This window comes from Propionivibrio sp., assembly GCF_016790145.1.
Classification (GTDB): Bacteria; Pseudomonadota; Gammaproteobacteria; order Burkholderiales; family Rhodocyclaceae; genus Propionivibrio.
Genome location: NZ_JAEUOI010000149.1, coordinates 1 through 26,025 on the forward strand (window position 1 = coordinate 1; position 26,025 = coordinate 26,025).

Genomic DNA, 26,025 nt, shown 5'->3' on the forward strand with positions numbered 1-26,025 from the left:
CCAGATTAAAAGGGAAAGTGCGCTAAGCACTTTCCCTTTTTCCCCTTTCAGGGTGCATGCCGGGCGCAGGTATAATCGTCGGATTCAGCCCGGATGGTGAAATAGGTAGACACAAGAGACTTAAAATCTCTCGATCGAAAGGTCGTACCGGTTCGATTCCGGTTCCGGGCACCAAATATACGTCTTAAGCAGTCCGATACCGTCTGTAATATCCTCTGAAACCCTCTCCAATGCTGGTTTTTTTTCGTCTATACAGTCCGCAACAGTCGATAGCGTCAAATGTGATCTGGGAATATTTCTGGGGGTATAAGCCGATATGCCCAAATTACATCAGGAATAATACCCGCAAGTTAGCCTCAAAGACTTGAAAATGACTGACAGTCAGAGAGTTAGATAGCGCGAAGCCGAAGGACAAGACCTTCAAACTTGCTGATGGCGACGGCCTGTATATTCACGTCATGCCCGGTGGGGCAATGCATTGGCGCATGAAATACCGGATTGGTGGGAAAGACAAACTGCCTTCCTTTGGCTCATATCCCGAAGTCCGCCCCCCAGAGGCCAGAGATACCCGATATGGTTGAACATCGGAGTGAATCGACCGGTATCGCGGGTCTCTGGCGTTTCCGTCCGACCCCAAGGCGTGACATGACATCAGGAAGCTGACTGGCAGCTTTTCGACGTCGAGCCGATCCTCGGGAAGATTGCGGCTCGGGCAACTGCTCGGCCACAACCAACACCTAACGACTAAGGTGGCGCATGTTGCAAACGGCGCAGTCAGAAGCACAACAGTCCAGGGAGCGTTTCGGCAAAATAAAGAAACGCAATATTCCACCATTCCGTTGTGCTCGTCCCTACCCAGAAAAGCGATTCCGGGTCAAACACCCGAGGCAGGAGCCTTGTACGGTATTTACGCTACCAGGGATCTGTGCCGGGGGGAGGGTGACCTCTGTCCCTGCCGCAACCTCGTCAGTGCCGGTCAGCACAATATTTTCCAATTCAGGTATGAGCGTGCGACACGAAGTCGTTTGTAGAAGTTGTTTCCAATTTAACTGAGGAAACCACCCGTGTCACCGGGCGAATCTAGGGGCGAATCTAGGAGCCTGAATAAAGAGCGGCTCTGGCAACGTAACGAAGCACCGTAAGGTGTGGGGTATCAATCGCGAGAGGCGTACCCTTCTGGCAGCCACAGACCGGATGAGTGCTAGAGAGTCGGTATGGTGAAAATATTTGAATCTGCGATAACGACCGTTAATGAAAACAAGCGGAAGTGGCTTCAACGCTTGAACCAAACGGTATTGGATGTGGGAACAGCGTGTGCTCATTGCGCTTTCGTGACCCATGCGCCTCCCGGTCAAGAGCAGACACCTAACCCGACATACTTCTGAAAGTGGAACGTGGAAACCCCGTATTGCTCCCTTCGGGAACATCCATTAGCCGGCCTAAGTCAAGTACGCAAACACAAATCTCGCGTCGATACCGCGACTGATATTGAAACAACGCCCATCGGGTCGGTCGGCGGCCTGTCTTGTAGTTCAGTACGGCTTCGCCGTTCTCATCGAAGCCATGCACGGCAAAGATGTTCGGCAAAGATGTTCTTGGCAAGATCGATTCCAGCAGTGACAATGCTCATGGACTTCCCCTTTCGAGTTTCGTTAAATGGATGGCTTGAGAATCACCAATTTTGGCACGTCGGTGCCCTGCGGTTGCGTATTCGCTTCCTCGGGACGGGGAAGTCCCTTACATTCGTTAGGCCTCTTTAAACCACAGGAACTGAGACTTGGGCGCTAAGACTTGGATGCTCGTCCTTGCTGACCTTAATGCACGTGAGGCATTAGCTGCCAAGCCGTCTTTGGACCGGGAGGCAACCCGGAGGCTAGCCGATACGCTCTTCCCTGACGTGAAGCTTGAGGCAATTGGGGACGGCGATCTTTCCTTTACATGTCCGCCGGTCGATGAAGTGCATATAGGTTGTTTTCCTGGGGTATCGGTTGTCGCAGCCAAAGATTTCGGCATCGACTATCCATCAAAGCTAAATCAGCGTTTCATTACCTCTGGCGGTAGCGGTACGATCACGCTTCACGCTATGCATAGCGTTGTCGATTGGTTTGCGTATGCGATGTGGGCAAAGGGTAAGCTGGTGCGTTCCCTGAGTCTGTCTCCAGATAGCGGCATCATGGAGGACATCGGACAGCGCCTGCCTTTTGAAGAACCGTTCTGGTCCGGAGAGCATCCTGCTGTCGATAGTGAAGAAGTGGACGCTTACCCGTTCCCGTTTCACCATCTGGAACTTGGCGAGGCAACTTTGAAGGATCGATTCGGCTACCAGCTTGAGGGCTATATCGATGCCTCACTGCTTGAACCTGAGTCGATTCCGCTGGTTCGCTACAAGCGTTCCCGTTCGCCTTGGTGGAAGTTCTGGTGACGAGGCCCAACCTTGTGGTTGACCCCGTTCGCTTCGCTTTCTGCTCGCAGTACGATCAAGCTGCGCAGCGCCGATCACCTCCACATTGGGCTTTTCACACATGCCGGCCATGAACTGGAAACCGAATAGATGGGGTGCCACCACACTTTCATTTCTTGCTCCACCACTGGGGATGTTATACATCACACGCCCTAGGCTTGCCGGTGTCTATCTTCTTGTACTATTGGTGGCCGCACTGACGCAATTTTGGCTTATTGGTAACGGGCATAAGATCCCACTCACGGTCTTTTTAGCAGTTATTGCCGCAACCCATTCCTATCGAATAGCGGTAAGAGCACCGGAGGTCAACTCAAGACCTTGGTATAGTCGATGGTATGGCTTGCTCTCGATCGCTATGTCCTCATTCATGGTTTTGGCATTTCTTCGAGCGTTCTTTTTTGAGCCGTTTCACCTACCGTCTCAATCCATGTTTCCCTCAATGCCTGCGGGTTCGTACATCGTTGTCCAGAAATACGGTTACGGAAACTATGCAAGTTATGGAATTCGCATGTATCGCGGAGCTGTTGTTGCTCCGCTAAATCGTGGACAGGTTCTGGTTTTTGAGTATCCGCGTGACCATAGCATTCGCTATGTCATGCGGCTCGTTGGTCTGCCGGGGGATCGCCTTGAATACAAGGGTAAGCGACTGTTCGTAAACGGCGAGCCTTTGCCAACCAAGTCCTTGGGCCTTTATCAGGAATTTGAGATCACGCGTGAATCAACCTACAACATTGCAACTCAGAGCGCCGCGCCCAGGCAAGACTTCGATGCAATCGTCAAACCAGGACATCTGTTCTTCCTCGGGGACAACCGGGACAACGCAAACGACAGTCGGTATTGGGGCCAAGTCCCAGAAGCAAACGTCGTTGGGAATGTTGTGCTTGTCCTCAAGAATCCAGAAGCCCAACACATCATTCCACCGGACCTTGCGCATGAAGCCGCACAACGCCCCTGAAATAGGACGTTTGAGATCGCATCGAATTTTATCTGAATGAATCTCAGACCGTTGAGCCGATTAGTCCTACGTTGCGGCTTTCCATATTTGCGTATGGCTTTTTATATTGCTACCTGCTAGGCTTTACCCATGGCACACACACGCTTTGACTGGGATCCAGACAAGGACGCCGAAAACAGCGGAAGCATGGAGTTTCCTTCTCCCGCGCCCAATACGCATTTGCGGACTCACAGCGCGTGATTGCCAAGGACGTCACGCACAGCCAAATCGAAGAGCGGTTCTATTGTTTCGGCGAAGTCGAAGGTGGCGTGCTTACGGTGCGGTTCACATACCGCGCTTCAGTTATTCGAATCATCGGCGCCGGTTAATGGCGCAAACGAAAGGTTATCTATGAGCGCGAAAACGCAGCGTAGCGGAGTTTCAGACAAGGCCAATGCCGGATCAGGCCGGCGTAACGCCGAAACAAAAATGAAATACACCATTGAACCGCTTGGCGAAGTTCAGGTGGTTCCCGACTTCCTGCCTTCTCCTGCTGAATTGGCATTTCGTGAAGAGGGAGTAAAAGTAACTTTGGCTTTGAGCAAGAAGAGTATCGACTTCTTCAAGTCCGAAGCCACGAAACATCACACTCAGTACCAGCGCATGATACGTCGGCTCATCGACGCTTATGTTGATATTCAGGCCCCGACCCGGCAGTCCACTCGGTCGCCTCGCGATAAAGCTGCGCCGCGCCGATGACTTCTACTTTCGGCCCCATAAAATGCGCTGAGCACAATACGATGACGCATTCTTTTATTTAAGATACAACAAACAACGCTTGTTGAGTTTTCGATGGTGGCAAGTGTCACATCGATTCTGACGCTGATGAGTACATTGGCCATTTCAAGTTGAAATTGCTTGAGTTCAGTCCAACCTGTTTGACATTTGAAATTGCCATACACGATCACAATCATGTTGACGTGTCAAGCTACTCGCCAAAGCAGCGCAGGCCGGCGAGGTCGAGGATGGTGATGCTGCCGTAGTCGATATGCAGCAGTCCGGCCTTTTCCAGTTTGCGCAGTGCCTGATTGACGCGCTGGCGGGAAATGCCGGCGAGCAGGCCGATTTCTTCCTGTGAAATTTTCAGTTCCAGGTTGTTTTCCGGGTAAAGCACCGGGTTGAACAGGGAGGCAAGGCAGCGTGCGAGGCGGGCGTCGGGGTCGAGCAGTCGCTCGTGTTCCATCATGCCGATAAACTGGGCGAGCCGTTCGTTGAGCTGGACGATCAGGAAGCGGTTGAAATGAATGCTGTTCTCGTACAGCCACTGAAAAGTGCTGCGGTTCATGTAGGCGATCCGCGATTCGCGCAGGGCGACTACATCGTATTTTCGTGCTTCGTTCTTGAGCAGCGAGCCTTCGCCGAACCACCCGCCAGCCGACAGGCCGGTAAACGAGGTGATTTTCCCGGTGCTCCAGATGCTGGCCATCTTGACGAGGCCGTCAACAACACCCATCCAGTACTCGACCGGCTCGCCTTTCATGCATACGAAACCGCCGGTCGGGATGGTGCGCACGACAATGCCTTCATTGACCTGCTGGAATTGTTCAGCCGTCAGTTCGCGTGCCCAGGCCGAGGCCAGCAACATTTCGTTTAACGAGCGCATTTATTTTGCCAATTGTCAGTGAGATGACAATTATAGTGTGCCCGTGTGCTTAGACTAGGCGCAGAATCGGTTTCTGTGTCATCCTGCACCGGCTGACGGGAACCGGTCAGGCGCCAGGAAATTGTAAAATTGCACCAGAGAAAAACGATAGAATCGTTCCTGGTTTTGAAGACAGATAATTATTAGCCGTTACCTTGATGTCGGCTTGTTGAACCGGAGGAGGGGATAAGGTGCCAGAGATGGCTGTTTCCCGGGCGATGGACACTTTCCCTCGCTTGCTATTTCACCATTCCCGTGTGCGCGGAGATAAAACCGCGATGCGCGAGAAGGATCTTGGCATCTGGCAATCCTGGTCGTGGAGCGATGTGGCCGAACAGGTGAGCGCCCTGGCCTGCGGTCTGGCAGAACTGGGCTTCAGGCGCGGCGATAATCTGGCGATCATCGGGGACAACCGGCCGCGCCTGTACATGACGATGGCGGCCGTGCAGTGCCTGGGCGGCGTTCCGGTTCCGCTCTACCAGGATGCCGTGGCTTACGAAATGCTCTTCGTGATGCAGGATGCCGGAATCCGCTTCGCGCTCGTCGAAGACCAGGAACAGGTCGACAAACTGCTTGAAATCAAGGCGCAGTTGCCGCTGCTGGAGCATGTGGCCTATGACGACCCGCGCGGCATGCGCCACTACAATCAGCCCTTCATCCACGATATTGAAGCGCTGCTGGCGATCGGGCGGATCCATATCAGGAACCATCCCGATTTTCTCGGCGATGAAATTGCCAAGGGTGCTGCCAACGACATTGGCGTCATGCTGTACACCTCCGGCACGACGGGCAAGCCGAAAGGCGTGTGCCTGACGCACAACGCCTTCATCAGCGCTGCCAAGGGCGGCGTCGAGTTTGACCGTCTGACCGCCGATGAAGACATCCTCTCGTATCTGCCGATGGCCTGGGTCGGCGACCATCTGTTTTCCTTTGCGCAGGCCATGGTGACCGGCTTCACCATCAACTGCCCGGAATCCGGCGAAACGGTGATGACCGACATGCGCGAGATCGGGCCGACCTACTACTTTGCGCCGCCGCGTGTTTTCGAGAATCTGCTGACGCAGGTGATGATTCGCATGGAAGACGCCAGCGCGATCAAACAGAAACTGTTCCACTACTGCATGAAGGTGGCGCGGCGCTGCGGTGCCGATGTCCTCGATGGCAAGCCGGTTCCTGTTGCCGATCGGCTGCTCTACCTGCTCGGTACCCTGCTGATTTTCGGGCCGCTGAAAAACGTGCTGGGCATGAGCCGGGTGCGCGTCGCCTATACGGCCGGTGCGGCGATCGGCCCGGACCTCTTCCGTTTCTACCGCTCGATCGGCATCAACCTCAAGCAGCTTTACGGGCAGACCGAAACCTGTGCCTATGTCTGCCTGCAGCCGGATGGCGAGATCAAGTTCGACAGTGTTGGCAAGCCGGCGCCCGGAGTCGAGGTCAGGATCGCCGACAACGGCGAGATCCTGGTCAAGGGGCCGATGCTGCTCAAGGAGTATTACAAGCGCCCCGACGCGACGGCCGAAGCAATCAACGCCGAAGGTTATTTCATGACCGGTGATGCCGGCCTGTTTGACGATGAAGGTCATCTCAAGATCATCGATCGCGCCAAGGACGTCGGCAAGCTGGCCAACGGGGCGATGTATGCGCCCAATTACATCGAAAACAAGCTGAAATTCTTTCAGTACATCAAGGAAGCGGTAGCTTTCGGCGATAGCCGCGAGATGGTCTGCGCGTTCATCAACTTCGACATCGGCGCCGTTGGCAACTGGGCCGAGCGGCGCGGCATCGCCTATTCGGGTTACACCGATCTGGCCGCCAAGGCAGAAGTCTATGGGCTGATTCAGGAGTGCATCGAACAGGTCAATACCGAACTGCTGCATGAGGGAGCGCTGGCCGATTCGCAGATTCATCGTTTCCTGATCCTGCACAAGGAGCTGGATCCGGATGATGACGAACTGACGCGCACGCGCAAGGTACGCCGTAACTTTGTCGCCGAGAAATATGCCGTGCTGATCGATGCGCTGTACAGCGGCAAAAGCAGCCAGTTCATCGAAACGGCGGTCAAGTTCGAGGACGGGCGACAGGGCAAGGTCGCTGCCGATCTGCAAATCCGGGATATCAAGACTTTCCCCGTAGCCGGGAGGGCTGACCGATGAGTCGGGAGATCGGCGAGGTGATTCTCGACCTGAAAAACGTTTCGCTGGCCTTCGGCGGCGTCAAGGCTTTGACCGACATTTCCTTCGACGTTCGCGAACACGAGATACGCGCCATCATTGGCCCGAATGGCGCCGGCAAGAGTTCGATGCTGAATGTGATCAACGGCGTTTATCGTCCGCAGCAGGGCGAAATCATCCTGCGCGGCAAGCACTTCAGCAAGATGAACCCGTACAAGGCGGCCAGGGCCGGCATCTCGCGTACTTTCCAGAACATCGCCCTGTTCAAGGGGATGAACGTGATCGACAACATGATGACCGGGCGCAACCTGAAGATCCGCAGCAACCTCATCCAGCAGGCCTTGTGGTGGGGGCCGGCTCGGCGCGAGGAGCTCGAACATCGGGCCAAGGTCGAGGAGGTCATCGACTTTCTCGAAATCCAGCACATTCGCAAGACGCCGGTCGGGCGCCTGCCGTACGGCCTGCAGAAGCGTGTCGACCTCGGTCGGGCGCTGGCCATGGAGCCGAGCATCCTGCTGCTTGACGAGCCGATGGCCGGAATGAACGTCGAAGAGAAGCAGGACATGTGTCGTTTCGTCCTCGACATCAATGACCAGTTCGGCACGACGATCGTGCTGATCGAACACGACATGGCGGTGGTCATGGATATCTCCGACCGGGTAGTGGTTCTCGATTACGGCAGGAAAATCGGTGATGGCCTTCCGGACGAGGTCCGTGCCAATCCGGAAGTCATTAGCGCCTATCTTGGCGCCAGCCACTGAGGAGGAAATGCAATGGGTTTCTTCATTGAAACATTGATCGGCGGGCTGATGGCCGGCATGTTGTATTCCCTGGTGGCACTCGGCTTTGTGCTGATTTACAAGGCCTCTGGGGTGTTCAACTTTGCGCAGGGGGCGATGTTGCTGTTCGCAGCGCTGGCCATGGCGCGTTTTTCGGCGTGGATTCCGGAATGGCTGGGCATCGACAGTCTCTGGCTGGCGAATGTGATCGCCTTTTTCATCGCCGGTGCGCTGATGTACCTTGTCGCCTGGCTGATCGAGCGGCTGGTTCTGCGCCCCCTGGTGAACCAGGAGGGCGCGACCCTGCTGATGGCCACTCTGGGCATTGCCTATGTCCTTGAAGGCCTCGGTACCAGCATTTTCGGAACGGCCATCTACAAGATCGATGTCGGCATGCCCAAGGAGCCGGTACTGATTCTCGAGGGGATCTTCGAAGGCGGGCTGCTGATCAACAAGGAGGACTTCGTGGCGGCGTTGATCGCCGCCGTTCTGGTCGCACTGTTGACGCTCTTCTTCCAGAAGACGGTCACCGGCCGCGCCTTGCGTGCGGTGGCCGACGACCACCAGGCGGCGCAGTCGATCGGTATCCCGCTCAATCACATCTGGGTCATCGTCTGGTTCGTGGCCGGCATCGTCGCTCTGGTGGCCGGCGTGATCTGGGGTTCCAAGCTGGGTGTCCAGTTCTCGCTGGCGACGGTGGCGCTGCGGGGGTTGCCGGTGGTCATTCTCGGCGGACTGACATCGATTCCCGGTGCGATCATCGGCGGACTGATCATCGGCGTCGGCGAGAAGCTCTCCGAGGTCTATCTCGGTCCGATGATTGGCGGCGGCATCGAAATCTGGTTCGCCTACCAACTGGCTCTGGTCTTTCTGCTGTTCAGGCCACAGGGGCTGTTCGGCGAAAAGATCATCGACCGCGTGTAACCGGGGAGCAGGCAAGTGCTATACAGAGAAAACGGTCAGTTCAAGACCTCTTACGCGGCCGATCAGCAAATCTTCCCGATCGCCCAGGACCGCTGGGCCATCCTCGGCATCCTGGTCTTCGCTTTCATCGGCATCCCGCTGCTGGGCGACGAATACCTGATGCGCGCGATCCTGATTCCCTTCCTGATCCTTTCGCTGGCCGCGCTCGGAGTCAATATCCTGGTCGGTTTCTGCGGGCAGATTACGCTCGGTGCCGGAGCCTTCATGGCCGTCGGAGCCTACGCCGCCTACAACTTTCACATCCGTATCGAAGGTCTGCCGCTGCTCGTTTCCATCCTGCTCGGTGGTATCACTTCGGCGCTGGTCGGCATAGTTTTCGGGATTCCCAGCTTGCGCGTGCGCGGGCTCTATCTGGCCGTCGCCACCCTGGCCGCCCAGTTCTTCACCGACTGGGTTTTCCTGCGCATTCCGTGGTTCACCAACAACGCCTCGTCCGGCTCGGTTTCGGTTTCCAACCTGCAGATCATGGGCTGGGAGATTATCACACCGTTCGACAAGTACATGTTCTGTCTGGTGTGGCTGACCGTCTTCGCGCTGCTGGCGAAGAACATGACGCGCAGTGCCATCGGCCGGCAGTGGATGGCGATCCGCGATATGGACGTGGCGGCCGAGGTGATCGGCATCCGGCCGCTTTTCGCCAAGCTCTCCGCTTTTGCCGTCAGCTCCTTTTTCGTCGGAACCGCCGGCGCCCTGTGGGGCTTCATCCATCTCTCCTCGTGGGAGCCGGCCGCTTTCTCGGTCGATCGTTCGTTCCAGTTGTTGTTCATGGTCATTATCGGCGGCCTCGGTTCGATCATGGGCAGTTTCTTCGGGGCGGCCTTCATCGTCACGCTGCCGATCGCGCTGAACCAGTTCCTGCCGGCGATCGGCGGACTGTTCGGGGTCACGATTTCGACGGCCGGGGTGTCGCATGCCGAGTTGATCATCTTCGGCTCACTGATCATTTTCTTCCTGATCAAGGAGCCGCATGGTATCGCCCGCCTGTGGTCCACGGGCAAGGAAAAACTCCGGCTATGGCCATTTCCGCATTGAGCCGAGCCGGGGGACCCATTTCACTGTTGTTGCAGTTGTTGTCGCAAACGCATCATTACTATTTCAATAAAAGGAGACACTGATGAAACTACGCAAGCTCGCACTGGCGGCTTCGGCCGCCGCCGCCATCTGTTCGTCGTTGCTCGTTGCGCCGGCTGCCCTGGCTCAGGCCAAGGAGCAATTCTTTCCGGTACTGGTCTACCGTACCGGCGCCTATTCGGCCAACGGCAGTCAATGGGCCAACGGTTATGTCGATTACCTCAAGCTGGTAAATGCCAGGGGAGGAATCAACGGCGTCAAGATCATTTTCGAGGAGTGCGAGACGGCGTACGCCACCGACCGTGGTGTCGAATGCTACGAGCGCCTGAAAGGCAAGAATGGCGGCGCAACACTGTTCCAGACCCTGTCGACCGGCGCCACTTTTGCGCTGACCGAAAAAGCACCGGTGGACAAGATCCCGCTGATTACGGCCGGCTACGGTCGTAGCGAATCGCAGAATGGAGCGGTCTTTACCTGGAACTTCCCCTTGCTCGGAACCTACTGGGTCGGTGCCGAGGTCGCCATTCAGCATATCGCCAAGAAGTTGGGCGGCGTCGCCAATTTGAAGGGCAAAAAGATCGCTCTCGTCTACCATGACAGCCCGTACGGCAAGGAGCCTATCCCGGTCTTGCAGGAACTGGGCAAGCTGCATGGGTTCGAGGTGCAACTGTTGCCAGTGGCGCATCCGGGCGTCGAGCAGAAAGCCACCTGGCTGCAGATTCGCCAGCAAAAGCCGGATTTCGTTCTGCTCTGGGGCTGGGGGGTGATGAACTCGACCGCCCTGCGGGAGGCGCAGGCGACCGGTTATCCGCGTGACAAGATGATGGGCATCTGGTGGGCCGGTGCCGAGCCGGATGTCAAGGATGTCGCCGAAGGTGCCAAGGGCTATAGCGCGCTGACCTTGCAACATGGCGCCGAGCCTAATTCGAAGGTCGTCAAGGACATGCTCGATCTGGTGTATGCCAAGGGTCAGGGTACCGGGCCGAAGGATGAAGTCGGTCAGGTGCTCTATATGCGCGGCCTGATTTCGGCGATGCTTGGCGTTGAAGGGGTGCGCAAGGCTCAGGAGCGCTATGGCAAGGGCAAGGTGATGACCGGCGAGCAGGTTCGCTGGGGCCTCGAGAATCTCAATCTCGACCAGAAGATGCTCGACAGCATGGGTTTTGCCGGCGTCATGCGGCCGGTGCAGACCTCGTGCCTCGACCACATGGGATCCGCCTGGGTACGCGTTCATACCTGGAACGGCAGCAAGTGGGAGTTCACTACTCCGGACTGGTACCAGGCCGACGAGAAGCTCCTGCGTCCGATGGTGATGCTGGCCTCCGGCAAGTATGCGGAAGAAAAGAAACTGAAGCCGCGTACTCCTGAAGAGTGCAAGCTGTAGTTTCCGGCGGACCCGCCTCAGCGGGTCCATGGTCAGCCCTCCCGCGTGCGCGAGGGCGAGGCGGCACGATTAGCGAAGAGGCACCATGAGCACTGCCAACATCCTGCTGAAGGTCAATAGCATTGAGGTGATCTATAACCACGTGATCCTCGTGCTCAAGGGCGTTTCGTTCAGCGTCCCCGAGGGGGGCATCGTGGCGTTGCTGGGCGGCAATGGCGCCGGCAAGACGACGACGCTGCGCGCGGTCAGCAATCTGCTGCGCGGTGAGCGCGGCGAAGTCACCAAGGGCACCATCGAATTGCGCGATGAGCGGATCGAAGCACTCTCACCGGCGCAACTGGTAAGACGCGGCGTCATCCAGGTGATGGAAGGGCGGCACTGTTTCGCTCATTTGAGCATAGAAGAGAACCTGCTGGCCGGTGCCTACACGCGCACCGATGGCAAGGCGGCGATTGCCGAGACGCTGGAGAAGGTCTACACCTACTTTCCGCGCATCAAAACACGCCGTAGCAGCCAGGCGGCCTACACCTCGGGTGGCGAGCAGCAGATGTGCGCCATCGGACGTGCGTTGATGGCCAATCCGCGCATGGTGCTGCTCGACGAACCCTCGATGGGTCTGGCGCCGCAAATCGTCGACGAAGTGTTCACCATCGTCAGGGATCTGAACCAGAAGGAAGGCGTGACTTTCCTGCTCGCCGAACAAAACACCAACATGGCGTTGCGTTATGCAGACTTCGGTTACATCCTCGAAAACGGCCGCGTGGTGATGGAGGGTGCGGCCAGCGAACTGGCAGCCAACGAAGACGTCAAGGAGTTCTACCTCGGCCTGTCCTCAGCCGGACGCAAGAGTTTCCGTGACGTCAAGCATTACCGACGCCGCAAACGCTGGCTGTCCTAGAGTCTGCACACCAGGTCTTGCCATGAATGAGCATTACGATTCACTTGAAACCCGCCGGCCTGTCGAGCGCGAAGCCTGGCTGATGGAGCGCTTGCCGCGCCAGGTGGCGCACGCGCAGAAAAAATCTGCCTATTACGCACGCCTTTTGGCCGCTGTCGACGCCAACGCTGTTGCTTCGCGCGCGGCGCTGGCCCGCTTGCCGGTAACGCGCAAGAGCGATCTGCTCGAACTGCAAAAGGCCGCGCCGCCTTTCGGCGGGCTTAACGCCACACCGCTCGCCGGTCTGTCGCGGGTATTCGTTTCACCCGGCCCGATCTACGATCCGGAAGGTCGAGGCGAGGACTGGTGGCGCCTTGCAAGGGCGATGTTTGCGACGGGCTTCCGGGCTGGCGACCTGGTGCATAACACCTTCTCGTATCACTTCACACCCGGTGGCTTCATGCTTGAAGGCGCGGCGCGCAAGCTGGGCTGCCCCGTTTTTCCGGCCGGTACCGGGCAGACCGATATGCAGGTGCAAGCCATTGCCGATCTCAAGCCGGTTGCTTATGCCGGCACCCCGTCCTTTTTGCGCATCATTCTTGAGAGAGGCGACGCGCTTGGCGCCGATCTTTCCTCACTGAAGAAAGCCATCGTCTCTGGTGAGGCGTTGCCGGCCTTGTTGCGCAGGCAGTTCAACGAGCGCGGCATCGTCGTCCGACAGGCCTATGCCAGCGCCGACCTTGGCGTCATCGCCTACGAAACGCCGAGCGAGGAAGGCCTGGTCGTCGACGAAGAGATTCTGCTCGAAATTGTCCGACCAGGCACCGGCGATCCGGTGGCCGACGGCGAAGTCGGCGAGATACTCGTCACCAGTTTCAATCCGGATTATCCACTGATCCGTTTTGCCACCGGCGACCTTTCGGCCGTACTCGCCGGCGTCAGTCCCTGTGGCCGAACCAACATGCGCATCAAGGGCTGGATGGGTCGCGCCGACCAGACGACCAAGGTCAAGGGCATGTTCGTTCATCCCGAGCAGATCGCCGCTGTGGTCGCGCGCCATCCCGGGATCATCAAGGCGCGTCTGGTCGTCGACAATGCCAGTGGTCAGGACGGCATGACATTGCATTGCGAAGTGACCGCTAAAGCGGATTCAGAAGCCTCAGGTGCAGCGGATGATCTGCGTGCTGCCATAATCGCCAGTATCCGCGACATCACCAAGCTGCGTGGCGAAGTGGTTTTCTGCGCCGGCGAGAGTCTGCCCAACGACGGCAAGGTGATCGAGGATCTGCGCAAGTACGAGTAACGGGAAGGGAGTACTCGGCAGCTTGGCCGCTCAACTGGTGCAGGTGGACCAAATGGAAGTCAGCATCGCATTGTTTAAAAAAAGAAACAATTCGAAGCTGAACTCCTTTGGTTTCGAAAGGCTGCGCTTCATATTTACGGCATGAAAATCCGCTCTCCCTGAGATCGGGAGCATTTTGGATCGACTACGGGCAGGGCGTGTATCTCAATAACACCGTTGTGGACAACGTTAAGTGTCGCGATAGCAGCAACAAGCGCCTGGGTGGCCGCTGGCCCGCATTTTTCGAGGCGTACCACGCGCTCGTTTGTCGGCCCCAATGACGCTTCCAGTGCAACAACGTCCCCTAGCCGCTGCTTGTTTACTGCATAGTAGTCGGGGAAAACTGTCACTTGCACCATCGTTTCTGGCGGACAGTCGGTCGCATTTGCAAACAGTGGCAGAAGAAGTGTAAGTCCGCAGGCGATCAGACGGACGTCAAGACGCAATAAGATCAGGTGTGCATTCATGTCTCTCTCCTCCAGTTGCACCGCGGCTCGTTCACCCTGAACGCCGCGCGTGTTTTGTGGTCTTACGGAGCATTGTCAGACCATCACCATGAACATTTCAAACGACCTTTTGTCATTGCTCTCATGAGTTAAAGGAATGAATGCGACACCGAGAGTCTCCCTGCATCTGATTCGCGGCTTCTGGTCTGCGGCGCGTTATCTCAGTTTTACCATGGCAGCGGCGGAGTTGTACGTGACCCAGTCGGCGATCAGTCGTGAGATCAAGAAACTCGAAGAGCAAATTGGTCAGCCGCTGTTCCGTCGCGTGAACCGTACGCTGCAGCTTACCCAGGCTGGCGAAGAACTGTATCGAGCGGTAGACGAAGCGCTGGCGCTGATTGATGCAGCAACCGAGCGTATCGCCGGCGCTCAGCGGTACTTGACCGTGACGACAACCGTCCCACTGGCATCGCTTTGGCTCGTGCCCCGGTTGCCGCGATTTACGCATCACCATCCCGATATTGACGTTCGGATTGTGGCAAGCAACGATGTGCTTGATCTCGTGCAGGCGCACATGGACATCGCCATCCGCTACGTAAGTCCCGGCGGTGCCACTTCCCCCGGCAAGCCGCTGGTTGGCTACACCACCTTTCCGGTCTGCTCGCCGGCACTCATGCGCGACCCGGCTCGCCCGCTACGAACCGTTGCCGATCTAGCGCACCATGTGCTACTCGAATTTGAGACCACTGTACATGGCCGTCCATGGTACGACTGGGAGCAGTGGTTCAACGTGATGCAGGTTGCCAAATTCAAGCCTGCCGGCAGGCAACGCTTTTCTCATTACGACCAGGTCGTCGAGGCGGCGCTTGCCGGTAGCGGCGTCGCGATCGGGAAGCGACCACATCTCAATAGCAAGTTGCTTGACGGTACGCTTTGCGCGCCGTTCGGTACGGACAGTGAGGCATCATTGGCCAGCTTCTACGTTGTCATCGCCGATTCAGCGTCTGGGCGTGGCGCTGTAGGAGAAGCATTTGTAGCATGGCTGCGAAATGAAGTTCGCCGTGATGGGCGTGCCATGGCCAGGAGACAGGACTGAATTTCAAAGGACGCCATGAACACGAAGAGATCATTGATGCATTCAGTCCAATTGAATGATCAGGGAAGGAGATGAAATGAACGATGGCATCCCGCAACCGCCTCGTCTAGGTGGTTGCCAATGCGGGGCTATTCGCTACGAGTTATTCGGTGACCCGCTCAAGCTCGTTATCTGCCATTGCCGCGAATGCCGAAAGCAGTCGGCCTCCGCATTTGGCGTATCGGTGTTCGTGCCACGCGAGCGCTTGCGAATAACGCGTGGCTCACCGAAATTCTGGACACGCCCAACCGACAGCGGGCACACACTGGAATGTGCATTCTGTCCAGATTGCGGATCGCGCTTGTGGCATCAGCGAGTCGGTGCTGCTGAAACCATCAGCGTCAAGGGTGGTTCGCTGGATGACGCGATCGATCTAGGTTCTGCGGTTCACATTTGGACTTCGCGCATGCTGCCGGGGATCGTCCTCCCAAAAGATGCTACACAATTCCCCGGCCAACCCTGAGAGCCGGGCACCATTCGTCGAATCACAGCGCGCCAAGTATGGGGCAGCAAATTGCCAGCAAGTACAGTGCCATTGGAAAGTGCCATTGGGGCATCGCATTCTTTTTCGAAAAACCATGCTTCGTGGCCAACGCATTAAATTGGCTTGGATGCTTTATTTGTATCGTTCAACGTGAAATCAACCAGAGGTCCTGATTTGTCGCCGTTGACTGCCGAGGAGGATTGCCATATTTTCCTCCACTGGCTGGAGAAAGCGGCTGCCAATTGGCACGTTTACATTTACGTCTGAACCCCTCAGACTCCCGCCGTCATCTGCTGTAATCTGAGCATATCAACACCGGGGCAGTGCCGTCCAGCAGGGAGTGAAGTTGTTCGTATGGCTTATACTGAGAACATTACTGACTTTGCTCAGAGGCTGTGAATTGTTCGATAAACACCACCCAAGCCGTCATTCCGGCGCAAGCCGGAATCCAGTACCTTCCTCCGATAGCCATTAAAACAATCGGATAAACGAGCTGGACCCCGGCTTGCGCCGGGGTGACGAGCGTGGAAATCAGACAAAATGATTTTTTCACGGACTCGCAGGGATCCGCTTTATCTTTTCAGGAAGGATAATTTATGGCTCGTACGCCCTCGTCATCGACCAAACGCCAGGCTCCTGCGACTAAGCGCCCGGTCAGGAAGCCCTCGGCAAAACGTGCAGCCGACATTTCGCCACCTGTCGAGACGGGGCTCGTCGATCAGGTGCGCGCACTCGCTGGCCGTTTGCTCGATATCAGTTCAGCCACGGTGCTTGCCGAAGGAGCGTTCAGGACGGCGGGCAAAGCCTCTAGGGCGCTGCGCGACGGGCATCCCTTCGATGCGGCCGGCGTGCTCGTGCAAGCCGTCCTGCCGGGTGTGGTGGAACCGGCGACCAGGAGCAAGACCGGAGCCGCGATTCGCACTTTGCGTGAAAGCGCCGGGCTGACCATCGCCGAAGTCGGTGCGGCCATCGACCTCGATGACCCCGCGTTGATCGAGGCGCTGGAAAACGGTCGCATCGCCCTGTCTTTCGAACTGATACTGCGCCTGGCGGCAGTTCTCGGGCGCAATGACCCGGTCGGATTCGTCATGAGATTCACGCGCAGTTCCAACCCGGAGGTGTGGAAGAGTCTCGAAGCGCTCGGCGTGGGCAAACTGCTGCTGCAGTCGGCACGCGAACGCGAGTTCGTCAATATTTGTCGCAGCAATGACGAAGCGCGGAACCTCAGCGACAAGGAGTTCACCGAGATCCTGGGTTTCACGCAGGCAGCATTCGAGATGGCCATGGCCTTGCGCAATCGTCACACAACTCGCCGCCGCAAGGTGTCGACAAAAGACGAGTGAGCGATAGGCACTATTCAGCGGAGCAGGGGGCTTACAGGCCTGCCAGTCCCGGTTGTCGGGTTTCGCCCGACGGGCTAACCCGACCTGCCATCTGAGGAATGTCGCCAGTCAGGAAGGTTTTTTCGCTTCCTTGCCCGGAAAATACTCGGTTGCCGCAAGGCCTTCGAGCAGGAATCCGTAGTCAAGGTGGTCGCGCATCAGGCGTTTCAACTCGTGGGTGATCGCCAGTCGCGCGTAGGTCACGGTCATCGGCGGTTGTTTGAGCAGCTTGCGTGCGTGCTCGCGCGCGCGCTCCATCAGTTGATCGCGCGGCATGACTTCGCTGACGACGCCCAGATCCAGTGCCTGTTTGGCGCTGATCTTCTCGCCCGTGAGCAGGAAATAGCGGCCCCGATTCATTCCCAGGAGCAAGGGCCAGAGGACATGCACCCCATCGCCGGGAACGAGACCCTCAGGGTAGTGCGGCGCATCCTGGAAAACCGTATCGTCCGCAGCGAGCACGATGTCGCACAGCAGACCCAGTTCGGCATGGATGGTTGCTGGGCCGTTGATCGCTGCGATCATCGGCACCCGAATCTCCAGATGGTTGTAGATGAGTCGTTGGCCATGCACGAAGACGCGTTCCCAAACCGGCGCGGTAACGCCCGGATGGCCGATCTGCTCGCGAGCGATGAATTCGGATCCGGCGCCGGTAAAGATGACGACCCGATTGCCGGGGTCGGCGGCGATGTCGCCAAATGCCGCACCGCATTCACGATGGGGGCCAGGGCCCCATACCACCGGGCCGCCATCGCTGTGCAGCATGACTTCAAGGATGCCCTCGCTGCGCTGCATTTTGAGGTGCTTGTACTTGTCGCAATACTCTTCAAATTTAGCCATGATGCCTCTGTCCTTCTGTAGAAAATAAGCCTGCACAGCGAACTGCGCGCCGGTAAGGGTGGACGTTCAGAGCCACACGCCAGCGCTATTCTTCTTCGGTGGAAAAAACAATCGCGCCACCATATTGCCGGACTCCCCTGGCGCGACCAGTGCAACGAATCGATGAATGACAGGGCAATCGGGCGCAAGGTCAAGCGTCCATGGATGAGTCACCCCAGTCAATGTCCGTTTTTGCCCATCATCCTCCGAAGAAGTCTCTATTTTGCCCCTCTCCTGCGCAAAACGGCAAGAATCTTTCGCATCACGTCGTCATTGCCGATTGACTCATGAATGCAATTTAGCTATTGTTTGAGCAGCCTATTCATTGAACAGGAAATCCCATGCAAATCGAGAACAGCGTATTTCTGGTCACCGGTGCAGGTTCTGGTTTGGGCGCGGCAACGGCGCGCATGTTTGTTGCTGCGGGTGGCCGCGTCCTGATCGCCGACGTCAATCGAGCTGGCGGAGAAGCCGTGGCCGCCGAGCTTGGTGCGCAGGCGCTGTTTGCCCACACCGACGTCACCGATGAAGCCAGTGCCCGAAACGCCGTCGACCTGGCCGTATCCCGGTTTGGCGCGCTGCATGGCCTGGTCAATTGTGCCGGTATCGCACCAGCCGAAAAGGTTGTCGGGCGCGACGGTCCGCACCGGCTGGGAGCATTCGTCTGGGTCGTGCAGGTCAACCTGATCGGGACCTTCAACATGATCCGGCTGGCGGCGGTCGCCATTGGCCGCAATGAACCTGATGCCGACGGCGAGCGCGGAGTCCTGATCAGTACCGCATCAATCTCGGCGTTTGAAGGCCAGATCGGGCAGGCCGCCTACGCGGCATCGAAAGGCGGAGTGGTGGGAATGACCTTGCCGATCGCCCGCGAACTGAGTCGTAGCGGTATCCGGGTCAATACCATTGCTCCCGGCATCATGGAAACACCCATGTTGCTCGGCATGCCTGCCGAGGTGCAGGAGTCGCTGGGCAAGATGGTTCCTTTTCCGTCCCGGCTGGGCAAGCCCTCCGAATTTGCGGCTCTGGTTCGTCATATCACCGAAAACAAGTATATCAACGGCGAAGTCATCCGTATCGATGGCGCCATCCGCATGGGGGCCAGGTAAAGCGGGTTTATCCTGCGCTCACCATCGCTGTTCTCCAGGCCTATTGCCTTTTTCGTGCTCGGGAGCAAGCGACTTGCGCTGTGAGTTCGCTGTAGTAGCTGGAAGTTATATTGACGATACCGCCAGCACCGCGCTGGGCAATGCTTCCTGCAGCAAAATCGCACAAGACGTCAAAAGGCAGAATGATTGGCCGTCAACTTTCCGGATGTCGAAACAATGGGCCCACTCGCAGGCATTCGCATCATTGAAATGGCCGGAATCGGGCCGGCGCCATTCGCTGCCATGATGCTTTCGGACTTGGGGGCCGAGGTGATCCGCATTGACCGCAAGGGCCGCCCGGAGACCAACGCGTTCGATGTCATCAAGAGTGGCGGTTTCCTCAATCGCGGCCGTCGTTCAATTGCGCTTGATCTCAAGAAAGCGCAGGCGGTGAGCGCACTTTTTGATCTCATCGCTTCGGCTGACGCCTTGCTCGAAGGCTTTCGTCCCGGCGTCATGGAACGTCTCGGGCTTGGCCCGCAGGCGTGTCTGGCCAGGAATCCAGGTCTGGTTTATGGCCGGATCACGGGCTGGGGGCAGAACGGCCCGCTGGCGCATACGGCGGGTCATGACATCAACTATATTGCTCTGACCGGTGCCCTGCACGCCATCGGCAAGGCCGAAGCGCCGGTTCCGCCATTGAACATGGTCGGCGACTTTGGCGGCGGTGCGATGTTTGTCGCCTTCGGAATGGTATGCGCCTTGCTCGAAGCCAGAACTTCAGGTCAGGGTCAAGTCGTCGATGCGGCAATGACCGATGGCGCCGCGCTGCTGATGGCCATGCAATACAGCTTCAAGTCGATGGGGCACTGGCAGAATACGCGGGAGTCCAATCTTCTCGATGGCGGTGCGCCCTTTTACGGAACCTATAAATGCGCCGATGGTAAGTGGCTGGCCGTCGGAGCGATCGAACCGCGCTTCCACGACGTGCTGATCGACAAGCTGGGCCTCTCGCCGGAGGCCTTCGCTGGGCGCTGGAATCCTGAACAGTGGCCGCACCTGCGCCAGTTGCTGGCCGACACCATCCTGACGCGGACGCGTTCCGAGTGGTGTGCCGTGTTCGAAGGAACCGACGCCTGCGTCGCACCGGTTCTCGATATGGATGAAGCCCCCTTGCACCCGCACAACCTGGCCCGGCAAACCTTTGTCAGTCATGCCGAAGTCATGCAGCCGGCGCCGGCACCGCGTTTTTCCAGAACGCTGGCGCAAATACAGCGGCCCCCGGCGGTGCCGGGTGAGCATAGCGAAGAAATTCTGCGCGATTGGGGGTTCTGCTCCGATCGGATTGATTCACTGAAGGCCTGCGGGGCGCTCTGAGCGCAGCGTCCGGAGGCATGAAAAGCAAGGAGATGAGATGACCTATGCGATTGACCCGAATCCCCTGTGGACGCCTGATCCGGCGACGCTCGGCGAAACCCGCATGGCGCAATTCATGCAGTCCACCGATCATGCTCGCTATGCCGACCTCTGGCGCTGGTCGATAGATCGGCCTGAGGCTTTCTGGTCGAAAATCTGGGATTTCTGTGGCGTCGTCGGTGAACAGGGCCAGCGGGTTCTGCTTGACGGCGACAGGATGCCCGGCGCGCGCTGGTTCCCCGAGGCCAGGCTGAATTACGCCGAAAACCTGTTGCAGAATCGTGGCGATGGTCAGGCGCTGGTATTCCATGGCGAGGACAAAATCAGGCGCCAACTGAGCCACGCCGAACTCTATGCCGAAGTGGCCCGTTTCCAGCAATTCCTGATCGCCAGCGGTGTCGGCGTGGGCGACCGGGTGGCCGCTTACCTGCCCAATCTGCCGGAAGCCCTGATCGCCATGCTGGCCACCACCGCGCTTGGCGCCATCTGGTCTTCCGCCTCGCCGGATTTCGGCGTACACGGCGTGCTCGACCGCTTCGGCCAAAGCCAGCCGAAGGTGCTGATCTGCGTCGATGGCTACTGGTACAACGGCAAAGCGGTCGATTGCCTGGAGAAGAACGCTGAAGTGGTGTCGAAGTTGCCCTCCCTGGTTAAAACGGTGGTGGTGCCTTATCTTGATGCCCGTCCGGACATCAGCCCCATCGCCAACGCCGTCTGCTGGAACGAACTGGCCGCAGTCGACGGGTCACAGGACGTCATTTTCAGGCGCGTCGCCTTCGATCATCCGCTGTTCATCATGTTCTCTTCCGGTACCACCGGCGTACCCAAATGCATCGTTCATGGTCACGGCGGCGTACTGCTCCAGCATCTGAAGGAGCACCAGTTGCACAGCGACGTGCACCCTGGCGACCGGCTGTTCTACTTCACCACTTGCGGCTGGATGATGTGGAACTGGCTGATGTCCGGGCTCGCCAGCGGCGCTACCCTGTTGCTCTACGACGGCTCGCCTTTTGCGAAGCATGGCAAGGTGCTGTTCGACTACGCCGCCGCCGAACGGATGACGCACTTCGGCACCTCGGCCAAGTTCATCGATGCGGCCGCCAAAATCGGCCTGACACCGGGCAAGACGCACGACCTGGCAGCCCTGCGCGCCATGTTCTCGACCGGCAGCCCGCTCTCGCCGGAAGGCTTCGACTGGGTCTATCGGGAAGTCAAAAGGGACATTTTGCTGGCCTCGATTTCCGGCGGCACCGACATCGTTTCCTGTTTCGTTCTCGGCAATCCGGTGCTGCCCGTCTATCGCGGTGAAATCCAGTGTTGCGGCCTGGGCATGGCGGTCGATGTGTTCAACGATGAAGGCCAGCCGGTGCGCAGCGAGAAAGGTGAGCTGGTGTGCACCCGGCCATTTCCGGCGATGCCGGTCGGCTTCTGGAACGATAGTGACGGCAGCAAATACAAGGCCGCTTATTTCGAGCGCTTCGCCAATATCTGGTGTCACGGCGATTTCTCTGAACTGACGACGCACGATGGCGTGATCATTTACGGACGCTCCGACGCCACCCTCAACCCCGGCGGCGTACGCATCGGTACCGCTGAAATTTACCGACAGGTCGAACAACTGCCGGAAATCCTTGAATCGCTGGTCATCGGCCAGGACTGGCCGCCGGGAAAGAATGATGACGTGCGCGTCGTGCTCTTTGTCAAGCTGCAGGAAGGGCACACGCTGGATGCCGGGTTGATCGAGCGCATTAAAAAGCAGGTCAGGGACAACACGACGCCGCGCCACGTCCCGGCCAGGGTCGTCCAGGTTCAGGACATCCCGCGCACCAAGTCCGGCAAGATAGTCGAACTCGCCGTGCGCAACGTCGTCCATGGGCAGCCGGTGAAGAATGTCGAGGCGCTGGCCAATCCGGAAGCGCTGAACTACTTCAAGGGGCGGGTGGAACTGGCGGAATAGGCACGTCGAGGCGATTTCCTGCGGGGCGACTTGGTGCTTTGGTGGTTCGCTGACGACTACGATCCCTGGAACTTCGGCGGGCGTTTCTCGAGAAAGGCGGCGACGGCCTCAAGGTGATCGCCGGTGTTGTGGCAGACCCCCTGAAATACAGCGCACAGTTCGAGGAAGTCGGGCAACTCCTGACGTTGCGCGAGCTTCATCAAACGCTTGGTCAGGCGCAGTGCCTGCGGCGGCTTTTCGGCAATCTTCAGAGCCAGTTCGTTCGCTGTGGACATCAGATGCGCGGGCTTGGTTACTGATAAAACCAGGCCCATGGTCAGCGCTTCATCGGCGTCGAACACCCGGCCGGTAAAGCTCAGTTCGGCGGCTCGCTGATAACCGACCACCCGCTGCAGCAACCAGACGCCACCATCGCCCGGGATGATCCCGAGGTTGACGAAAGTCTCGCCCATCCTGGCGCCAGCCGCAGCGATACGCAGGTCGCACAGGCACGCCAGATCGAACCCGGCGCCAATTGCCGCGCCATTCACTGCCGCAATCGACGGCACTTCGAGCTGGTGCAGCGCGAGTGCGACGCGCTGGATCCCTGCGCGGTACTTTTGCTGTACGGCATAGACCGTCCCGCCGAATGTTCCCTCGCGCTGCAGCATGTGCTTGACATTGCCGCCGGCGGAGAAAGCCTGTCCGGCTCCGGTCAGGATCAGGACCGAAATCGACTCGTCGCTGTTGATCCATTCGGCGGTGCGAACAATGTCGTCCACCAGGCAAGTTCCAGTCAGTTCGTTGCGCACATCGTCCCGATTGAGCGTCAGCGTTGCGATACGCCCGTCGACGGCGATCAGTGCGTCCTTCAGTTGCGGTGGCAATGCCATTGAATGCTCCTTTCCAAGGTTTGTCTTCTGCCGCAGAGGGCGCGCGCCGGAATTTGCGAAGCCTAGCGCTTTCACCCCATGCAAGGGGCCGAATCAGTGAGCAATAAGCTGGGGTAACGCACATCAATCCAGCGATTCACGGCTTCTCTTTCCTGACCAACTGTTTGGCGAAGGCGGCATCGTTTTTGGTGATGCGACGAATTTTTTGCGGGCCTGTGGCATCGACAAAGCGCACAAAGTCATCCAGCGACAGGGCCTCGGAAGTCTGCTTCGCTTCATCTCCAGCCTGCGCCTGCAGCTTGAACAGGCCACTACTCGTGATGACCACTGTGTAGCGAGGTCCCTCGCTGCGCTGGTTGAGCCTGGCTACGGCCGCCGTAGCACGAGTCGAACGCATGCGAACCTCCTGAAAGCGGCGAATTCATGAACAGCGATTGCCGGACATTTCGACAAGGGCCCGCGATTTTTCATGACGCTCGAAAGGCTTGCCCTGGAAAACTACGTCTGTGCTCCGGAATTCGCTTCGGCTAGCCGGGTTTCCAGAACGTGAGGATCGAGCGCCGCTGCATAGAGATAGCCCTGATACTCGTGGCAACCCAGCTCTTGCAGGCAGGCTTTTTGCCTTTCTGTTTCTACACCTTCGGCGATCACCCTGAGGCGCAGAGCCAGTCCCAGGTTGACTATGGCGCGGGCGATCGCCAGGTCGCTTTCATCGTCAGGCAGGCCGTTGACAAAAGAGCGGTCAATCTTCAGTTTCTGGACCGGGAAGCGTTTCAGGTAGGTCAGGCTGGAATAGCCGGTACCAAAATCGTCGATTGACAGGCCCACGCCCAGTCTGGCCAAGGCCTGCAGTTTGGCCAATGTTTCGTTGATGTCATGAATCAGGATCGATTCGGTGAGTTCGAGTTCGAGCCGGTAAGGTTCCAGACCAGCCTGACTGAGCGTTTCTGCCACGCTGTCAACGAAGGTGGGGCTCTGAAACTGCATGGCCGAGACGTTGATGGCTACGACCAGATCAATCCCCTTCGCCTGCCAGCGTGCCGCCTGTGCGACCGCTGCGGTGAGTACCCAATGCCCGAGCGCCACAATGAAGCCGGTTTCTTCGGCAACCGGAATAAAATGCCCCGGTGAGACATCGCCCAGTTCCTTGCTGCTCCAGCGCAGCAGCGCCTCGACACCGATGATGCGACCCGACCCGATATCGATCTGCGGTTGATAGCGCAACAGAAAATCCCCTTGCGCAAGCGCCGAACGCATGGCTGAGTCGAGCTTGATGCGGGACAGCGAATCGATGTTCATCTGCCGTTGATAGAAACGGAAGTTGGAGCGGCCTCTTTCCTTGACCTGATACATCGCCGTATCGGCATTCTTGATCAGCTCGTCCCGGGTCACCCCATCGACGGGAAAGAGGGCAATGCCGATGCTGCCCGTTACCGTCAACGTCAGATCGCCCAGTACGATGGGTTCGCACAGGCGCTGTAGAACCCGATGAACCATCGCTTCGGCGCCCGGCGCATCGGTGTCATGGAGGAGCAGAACGAATTCGTCTCCGCCGGTACGCGCCGCAGTATCCGATTGACGCAGACAGGATCGGATACGCTTGGCGACCTCAACCAGTACCCGGTCGCCGAAGACGTGACCCAGCGAATCGTTGATCTGTTTGAAGCGGTCGAGATCGATGAAGGCAATGGCAAAATTCTTGTGCTGACGGGAGCACAGGCCGAGCGAGAAATCGATTCGTTCATGCAGCAGAACGCGATTCGGCAAGCCGGTCAGGGCGTCGCTATAGGCCAGCTCCTCGATACGCTGCGTGGCGGCCAGTTTCTCGGTGATGTCCTTGAGAAAAGCGATGTAGTGCATGGTTTTTTGTTCCTGGGAAACAACACGTACCAGGGAAACCAGTGCGGGTATCTTGGTGCCATCCTGACGCTGGAAATACGCTTCGCCTTCCCAGGAGTTGGAGTGTTCCAGTGCCTTCAGCAAATCGTGTCCGAAAACAGAATGGTGCGTGGAGCGAATCAGTTCGAAGAGCGCTTGCCCCTTGATCTGGGCAAAAGCAAGCCCGGTCAGACGCTCGAAGCTGGGGTTGGCGGCGGCGATCATGCCCTGCGGATCGGCTACGCAAATTGCATCGAGGCTGGATTCAAACACTTCGGCGGCAAGCTGCAGCCGAGATTCATTGGCCAGTTGCTGGGTTATGTCACGAAAGGAATAAACCCGGCCCGTCGGCCGTCCTCGTGCGAGCTGAGGCATCGAGACGCGCTCCAGAATGCGCCCGTTGCGCAAGGTCACCACGTCCCTGCTTTCGGTCAGCACCGAGTTGGCAATGGCCCGGATGCGGCTCGCGTATTCGGCGCTGTTAAGTACATTTCGCGTCATCCACAGATGAGTTGCCGCATCGTCGCGGCGAGTCATCAGTTCCTGAGGAATTTCCCACAGTTCGGCAAAGCGCTGGTTGTAGCCACGAACATTCCCGTCGGTGTCAGTCACCAGAATGCCGTCGGCCGTGGATTCGAGTGTCGCTCGCAATTCGGCGAGCAGGTTTTCCAGTTCAAGCTCAATCCGACGTTGCTCCGCCTTGTTGGAGATGGCGACCAGATAGACCATGATCTCTGCCGATAGACGGACCTGGCTGACCCGGCGTTCAATCGGGATGGTACG

Annotated in this window: 24 protein-coding genes and 1 tRNA gene; 19 read left to right on the forward strand and 6 right to left on the reverse strand. The window is 57.9% G+C overall.

All coding sequences use genetic code 11. From position 1 onward, the window contains the following. Nucleotides 1-87 precede the first annotated feature (87 nt). The 6 genes from JNM42_RS12240 to JNM42_RS12255 all read left to right on the forward strand — a co-directional run bounded on the left by JNM42_RS12240 (nucleotide 88) and on the right by JNM42_RS12255 (nucleotide 4,154). A tRNA-Leu gene (locus JNM42_RS12240) sits at nucleotides 88-174 on the forward strand. A 200-nt stretch (nucleotides 175-374) separates the two neighbouring features. Then, nucleotides 375-581: an Arm DNA-binding domain-containing protein gene (locus JNM42_RS19480; RefSeq protein WP_366504440.1), complete on the forward strand. Its 207-nt coding sequence runs from the start codon at nucleotides 375-377 to the stop codon at nucleotides 579-581. A 1,196-nt stretch (nucleotides 582-1,777) separates the two neighbouring features. Beyond that, entirely contained in the window at nucleotides 1,778-2,422 is a 645-nt protein-coding gene (locus tag JNM42_RS12245; RefSeq protein ID WP_294270152.1) for a hypothetical protein, read from the forward strand. 109 nt (nucleotides 2,423-2,531) lie between these two features. Further along, the gene (gene lepB / locus JNM42_RS12250; protein WP_294270155.1) at nucleotides 2,532-3,416 is read left to right on the forward strand and encodes a signal peptidase I; all 885 of its coding nucleotides are present in this window, start codon (nucleotides 2,532-2,534) and stop codon (nucleotides 3,414-3,416) included. 149 nt (nucleotides 3,417-3,565) lie between these two features. After that, on the forward strand, nucleotides 3,566-3,784 hold the full coding sequence (locus tag JNM42_RS19485; RefSeq protein WP_366504441.1) for a BrnT family toxin: 219 nt from the start codon (nucleotides 3,566-3,568) through the stop codon (nucleotides 3,782-3,784). A 22-nt stretch (nucleotides 3,785-3,806) separates the two neighbouring features. Continuing rightward, nucleotides 3,807-4,154: a hypothetical protein gene (locus JNM42_RS12255; RefSeq protein ID WP_294270158.1), complete on the forward strand. Its 348-nt coding sequence runs from the start codon at nucleotides 3,807-3,809 to the stop codon at nucleotides 4,152-4,154. A gap of 229 nt (nucleotides 4,155-4,383) precedes the next feature. On the opposite strand, the gene JNM42_RS12260 is transcribed toward JNM42_RS12255, so the two are convergent. Beyond that, complete coding sequence (locus JNM42_RS12260) at nucleotides 4,384-5,058, reverse strand: Crp/Fnr family transcriptional regulator (protein ID WP_294270161.1); 675 nt, start codon at nucleotides 5,056-5,058, stop codon at nucleotides 4,384-4,386. Nucleotides 5,059-5,297: 239 nt separating this feature from the next. On the opposite strand from JNM42_RS12260, the gene JNM42_RS12265 reads away from it, so the two are divergent. The 7 genes from JNM42_RS12265 to JNM42_RS12295 all read left to right on the forward strand — a co-directional run bounded on the left by JNM42_RS12265 (nucleotide 5,298) and on the right by JNM42_RS12295 (nucleotide 13,666). Then, on the forward strand, nucleotides 5,298-7,250 hold the full coding sequence (locus tag JNM42_RS12265; RefSeq protein ID WP_294270163.1) for an AMP-binding protein: 1,953 nt from the start codon (nucleotides 5,298-5,300) through the stop codon (nucleotides 7,248-7,250). Then, nucleotides 7,247-8,029 (forward strand): ABC transporter ATP-binding protein, encoded by a 783-nt coding sequence (locus JNM42_RS12270; protein ID WP_294270165.1) that lies wholly within the window; start codon nucleotides 7,247-7,249, stop codon nucleotides 8,027-8,029. The genes JNM42_RS12265 and JNM42_RS12270 overlap by 4 nt, the downstream gene beginning before the upstream one ends. 12 nt (nucleotides 8,030-8,041) lie before the next feature. Further along, complete coding sequence (locus JNM42_RS12275; protein ID WP_294270168.1) at nucleotides 8,042-8,971, forward strand: branched-chain amino acid ABC transporter permease; 930 nt, start codon at nucleotides 8,042-8,044, stop codon at nucleotides 8,969-8,971. A 15-nt stretch (nucleotides 8,972-8,986) separates the two neighbouring features. Further along, a complete protein-coding gene (locus tag JNM42_RS12280) occupies nucleotides 8,987-10,063 on the forward strand; it encodes a branched-chain amino acid ABC transporter permease (RefSeq protein ID WP_294270171.1) in 1,077 nt (358 codons plus the stop codon). Nucleotides 10,064-10,145: 82 nt separating this feature from the next. Continuing rightward, the gene (locus JNM42_RS12285; protein ID WP_294270174.1) at nucleotides 10,146-11,486 is read left to right on the forward strand and encodes an ABC transporter substrate-binding protein; all 1,341 of its coding nucleotides are present in this window, start codon (nucleotides 10,146-10,148) and stop codon (nucleotides 11,484-11,486) included. A gap of 85 nt (nucleotides 11,487-11,571) precedes the next feature. After that, complete coding sequence (locus JNM42_RS12290; protein WP_294270177.1) at nucleotides 11,572-12,384, forward strand: ABC transporter ATP-binding protein; 813 nt, start codon at nucleotides 11,572-11,574, stop codon at nucleotides 12,382-12,384. Nucleotides 12,385-12,406: 22 nt separating this feature from the next. Next, nucleotides 12,407-13,666, forward strand: a complete 1,260-nt coding sequence (locus JNM42_RS12295; RefSeq protein ID WP_294270181.1) for an AMP-binding protein — start codon at nucleotides 12,407-12,409, stop codon at nucleotides 13,664-13,666. A 134-nt stretch (nucleotides 13,667-13,800) separates the two neighbouring features. Here the strand turns inward: JNM42_RS12295 and JNM42_RS12300 are convergent, their stop codons facing one another. Continuing rightward, nucleotides 13,801-14,172, reverse strand: a complete 372-nt coding sequence (locus tag JNM42_RS12300; protein ID WP_294270184.1) for a hypothetical protein — start codon at nucleotides 14,170-14,172, stop codon at nucleotides 13,801-13,803. 136 nt (nucleotides 14,173-14,308) lie between these two features. Between JNM42_RS12300 and JNM42_RS12305 the strand changes: the two genes are divergently transcribed. The 3 genes from JNM42_RS12305 (at nucleotide 14,309) to JNM42_RS12310 (ending at nucleotide 17,113) form a co-directional block, all read left to right on the forward strand. Beyond that, on the forward strand, nucleotides 14,309-15,247 hold the full coding sequence (locus JNM42_RS12305; protein WP_294270186.1) for a LysR substrate-binding domain-containing protein: 939 nt from the start codon (nucleotides 14,309-14,311) through the stop codon (nucleotides 15,245-15,247). A 76-nt stretch (nucleotides 15,248-15,323) separates the two neighbouring features. Continuing rightward, entirely contained in the window at nucleotides 15,324-15,749 is a 426-nt protein-coding gene (locus tag JNM42_RS19490) for a GFA family protein (protein ID WP_366504439.1), read from the forward strand. A 617-nt stretch (nucleotides 15,750-16,366) separates the two neighbouring features. After that, complete coding sequence (locus tag JNM42_RS12310) at nucleotides 16,367-17,113, forward strand: helix-turn-helix transcriptional regulator (protein WP_294270187.1); 747 nt, start codon at nucleotides 16,367-16,369, stop codon at nucleotides 17,111-17,113. A gap of 108 nt (nucleotides 17,114-17,221) precedes the next feature. Here the strand turns inward: JNM42_RS12310 and JNM42_RS12315 are convergent, their stop codons facing one another. Continuing rightward, nucleotides 17,222-17,992: an enoyl-CoA hydratase/isomerase family protein gene (locus tag JNM42_RS12315; RefSeq protein ID WP_294270188.1), complete on the reverse strand. Its 771-nt coding sequence runs from the start codon at nucleotides 17,990-17,992 to the stop codon at nucleotides 17,222-17,224. A gap of 380 nt (nucleotides 17,993-18,372) precedes the next feature. On the opposite strand from JNM42_RS12315, the gene JNM42_RS12320 reads away from it, so the two are divergent. From JNM42_RS12320 to JNM42_RS12330, 3 genes are all read left to right on the forward strand, one after another. Continuing rightward, nucleotides 18,373-19,140, forward strand: a complete 768-nt coding sequence (locus tag JNM42_RS12320) for a 3-hydroxyacyl-CoA dehydrogenase (protein WP_294270189.1) — start codon at nucleotides 18,373-18,375, stop codon at nucleotides 19,138-19,140. A 216-nt stretch (nucleotides 19,141-19,356) separates the two neighbouring features. Further along, a complete protein-coding gene (locus JNM42_RS12325) occupies nucleotides 19,357-20,496 on the forward strand; it encodes a CaiB/BaiF CoA-transferase family protein (protein ID WP_294270191.1) in 1,140 nt (379 codons plus the stop codon). Nucleotides 20,497-20,533: 37 nt separating this feature from the next. Beyond that, nucleotides 20,534-22,492 carry an acetoacetate--CoA ligase gene (locus tag JNM42_RS12330; RefSeq protein ID WP_294270194.1) on the forward strand — a complete coding sequence of 653 codons (1,959 nt, stop codon included), beginning with the start codon at nucleotides 20,534-20,536 and terminating at the stop codon, nucleotides 22,490-22,492. A gap of 56 nt (nucleotides 22,493-22,548) precedes the next feature. Here the strand turns inward: JNM42_RS12330 and JNM42_RS12335 are convergent, their stop codons facing one another. The 3 genes from JNM42_RS12335 to JNM42_RS12345 form a co-directional block, all read right to left on the reverse strand. Continuing rightward, nucleotides 22,549-23,364, reverse strand: coding sequence for an enoyl-CoA hydratase-related protein (locus JNM42_RS12335; protein ID WP_294270199.1), 816 nt, complete (start codon nucleotides 23,362-23,364; stop codon nucleotides 22,549-22,551). Between the two features lie 136 nt (nucleotides 23,365-23,500). Continuing rightward, nucleotides 23,501-23,761, reverse strand: coding sequence for a hypothetical protein (locus JNM42_RS12340; RefSeq protein ID WP_294270201.1), 261 nt, complete (start codon nucleotides 23,759-23,761; stop codon nucleotides 23,501-23,503). A gap of 101 nt (nucleotides 23,762-23,862) precedes the next feature. After that, nucleotides 23,863-26,025 (reverse strand): bifunctional diguanylate cyclase/phosphodiesterase (locus tag JNM42_RS12345; protein WP_294270204.1); only part of this gene is annotated, 2,163 nt, incomplete at its 5' end.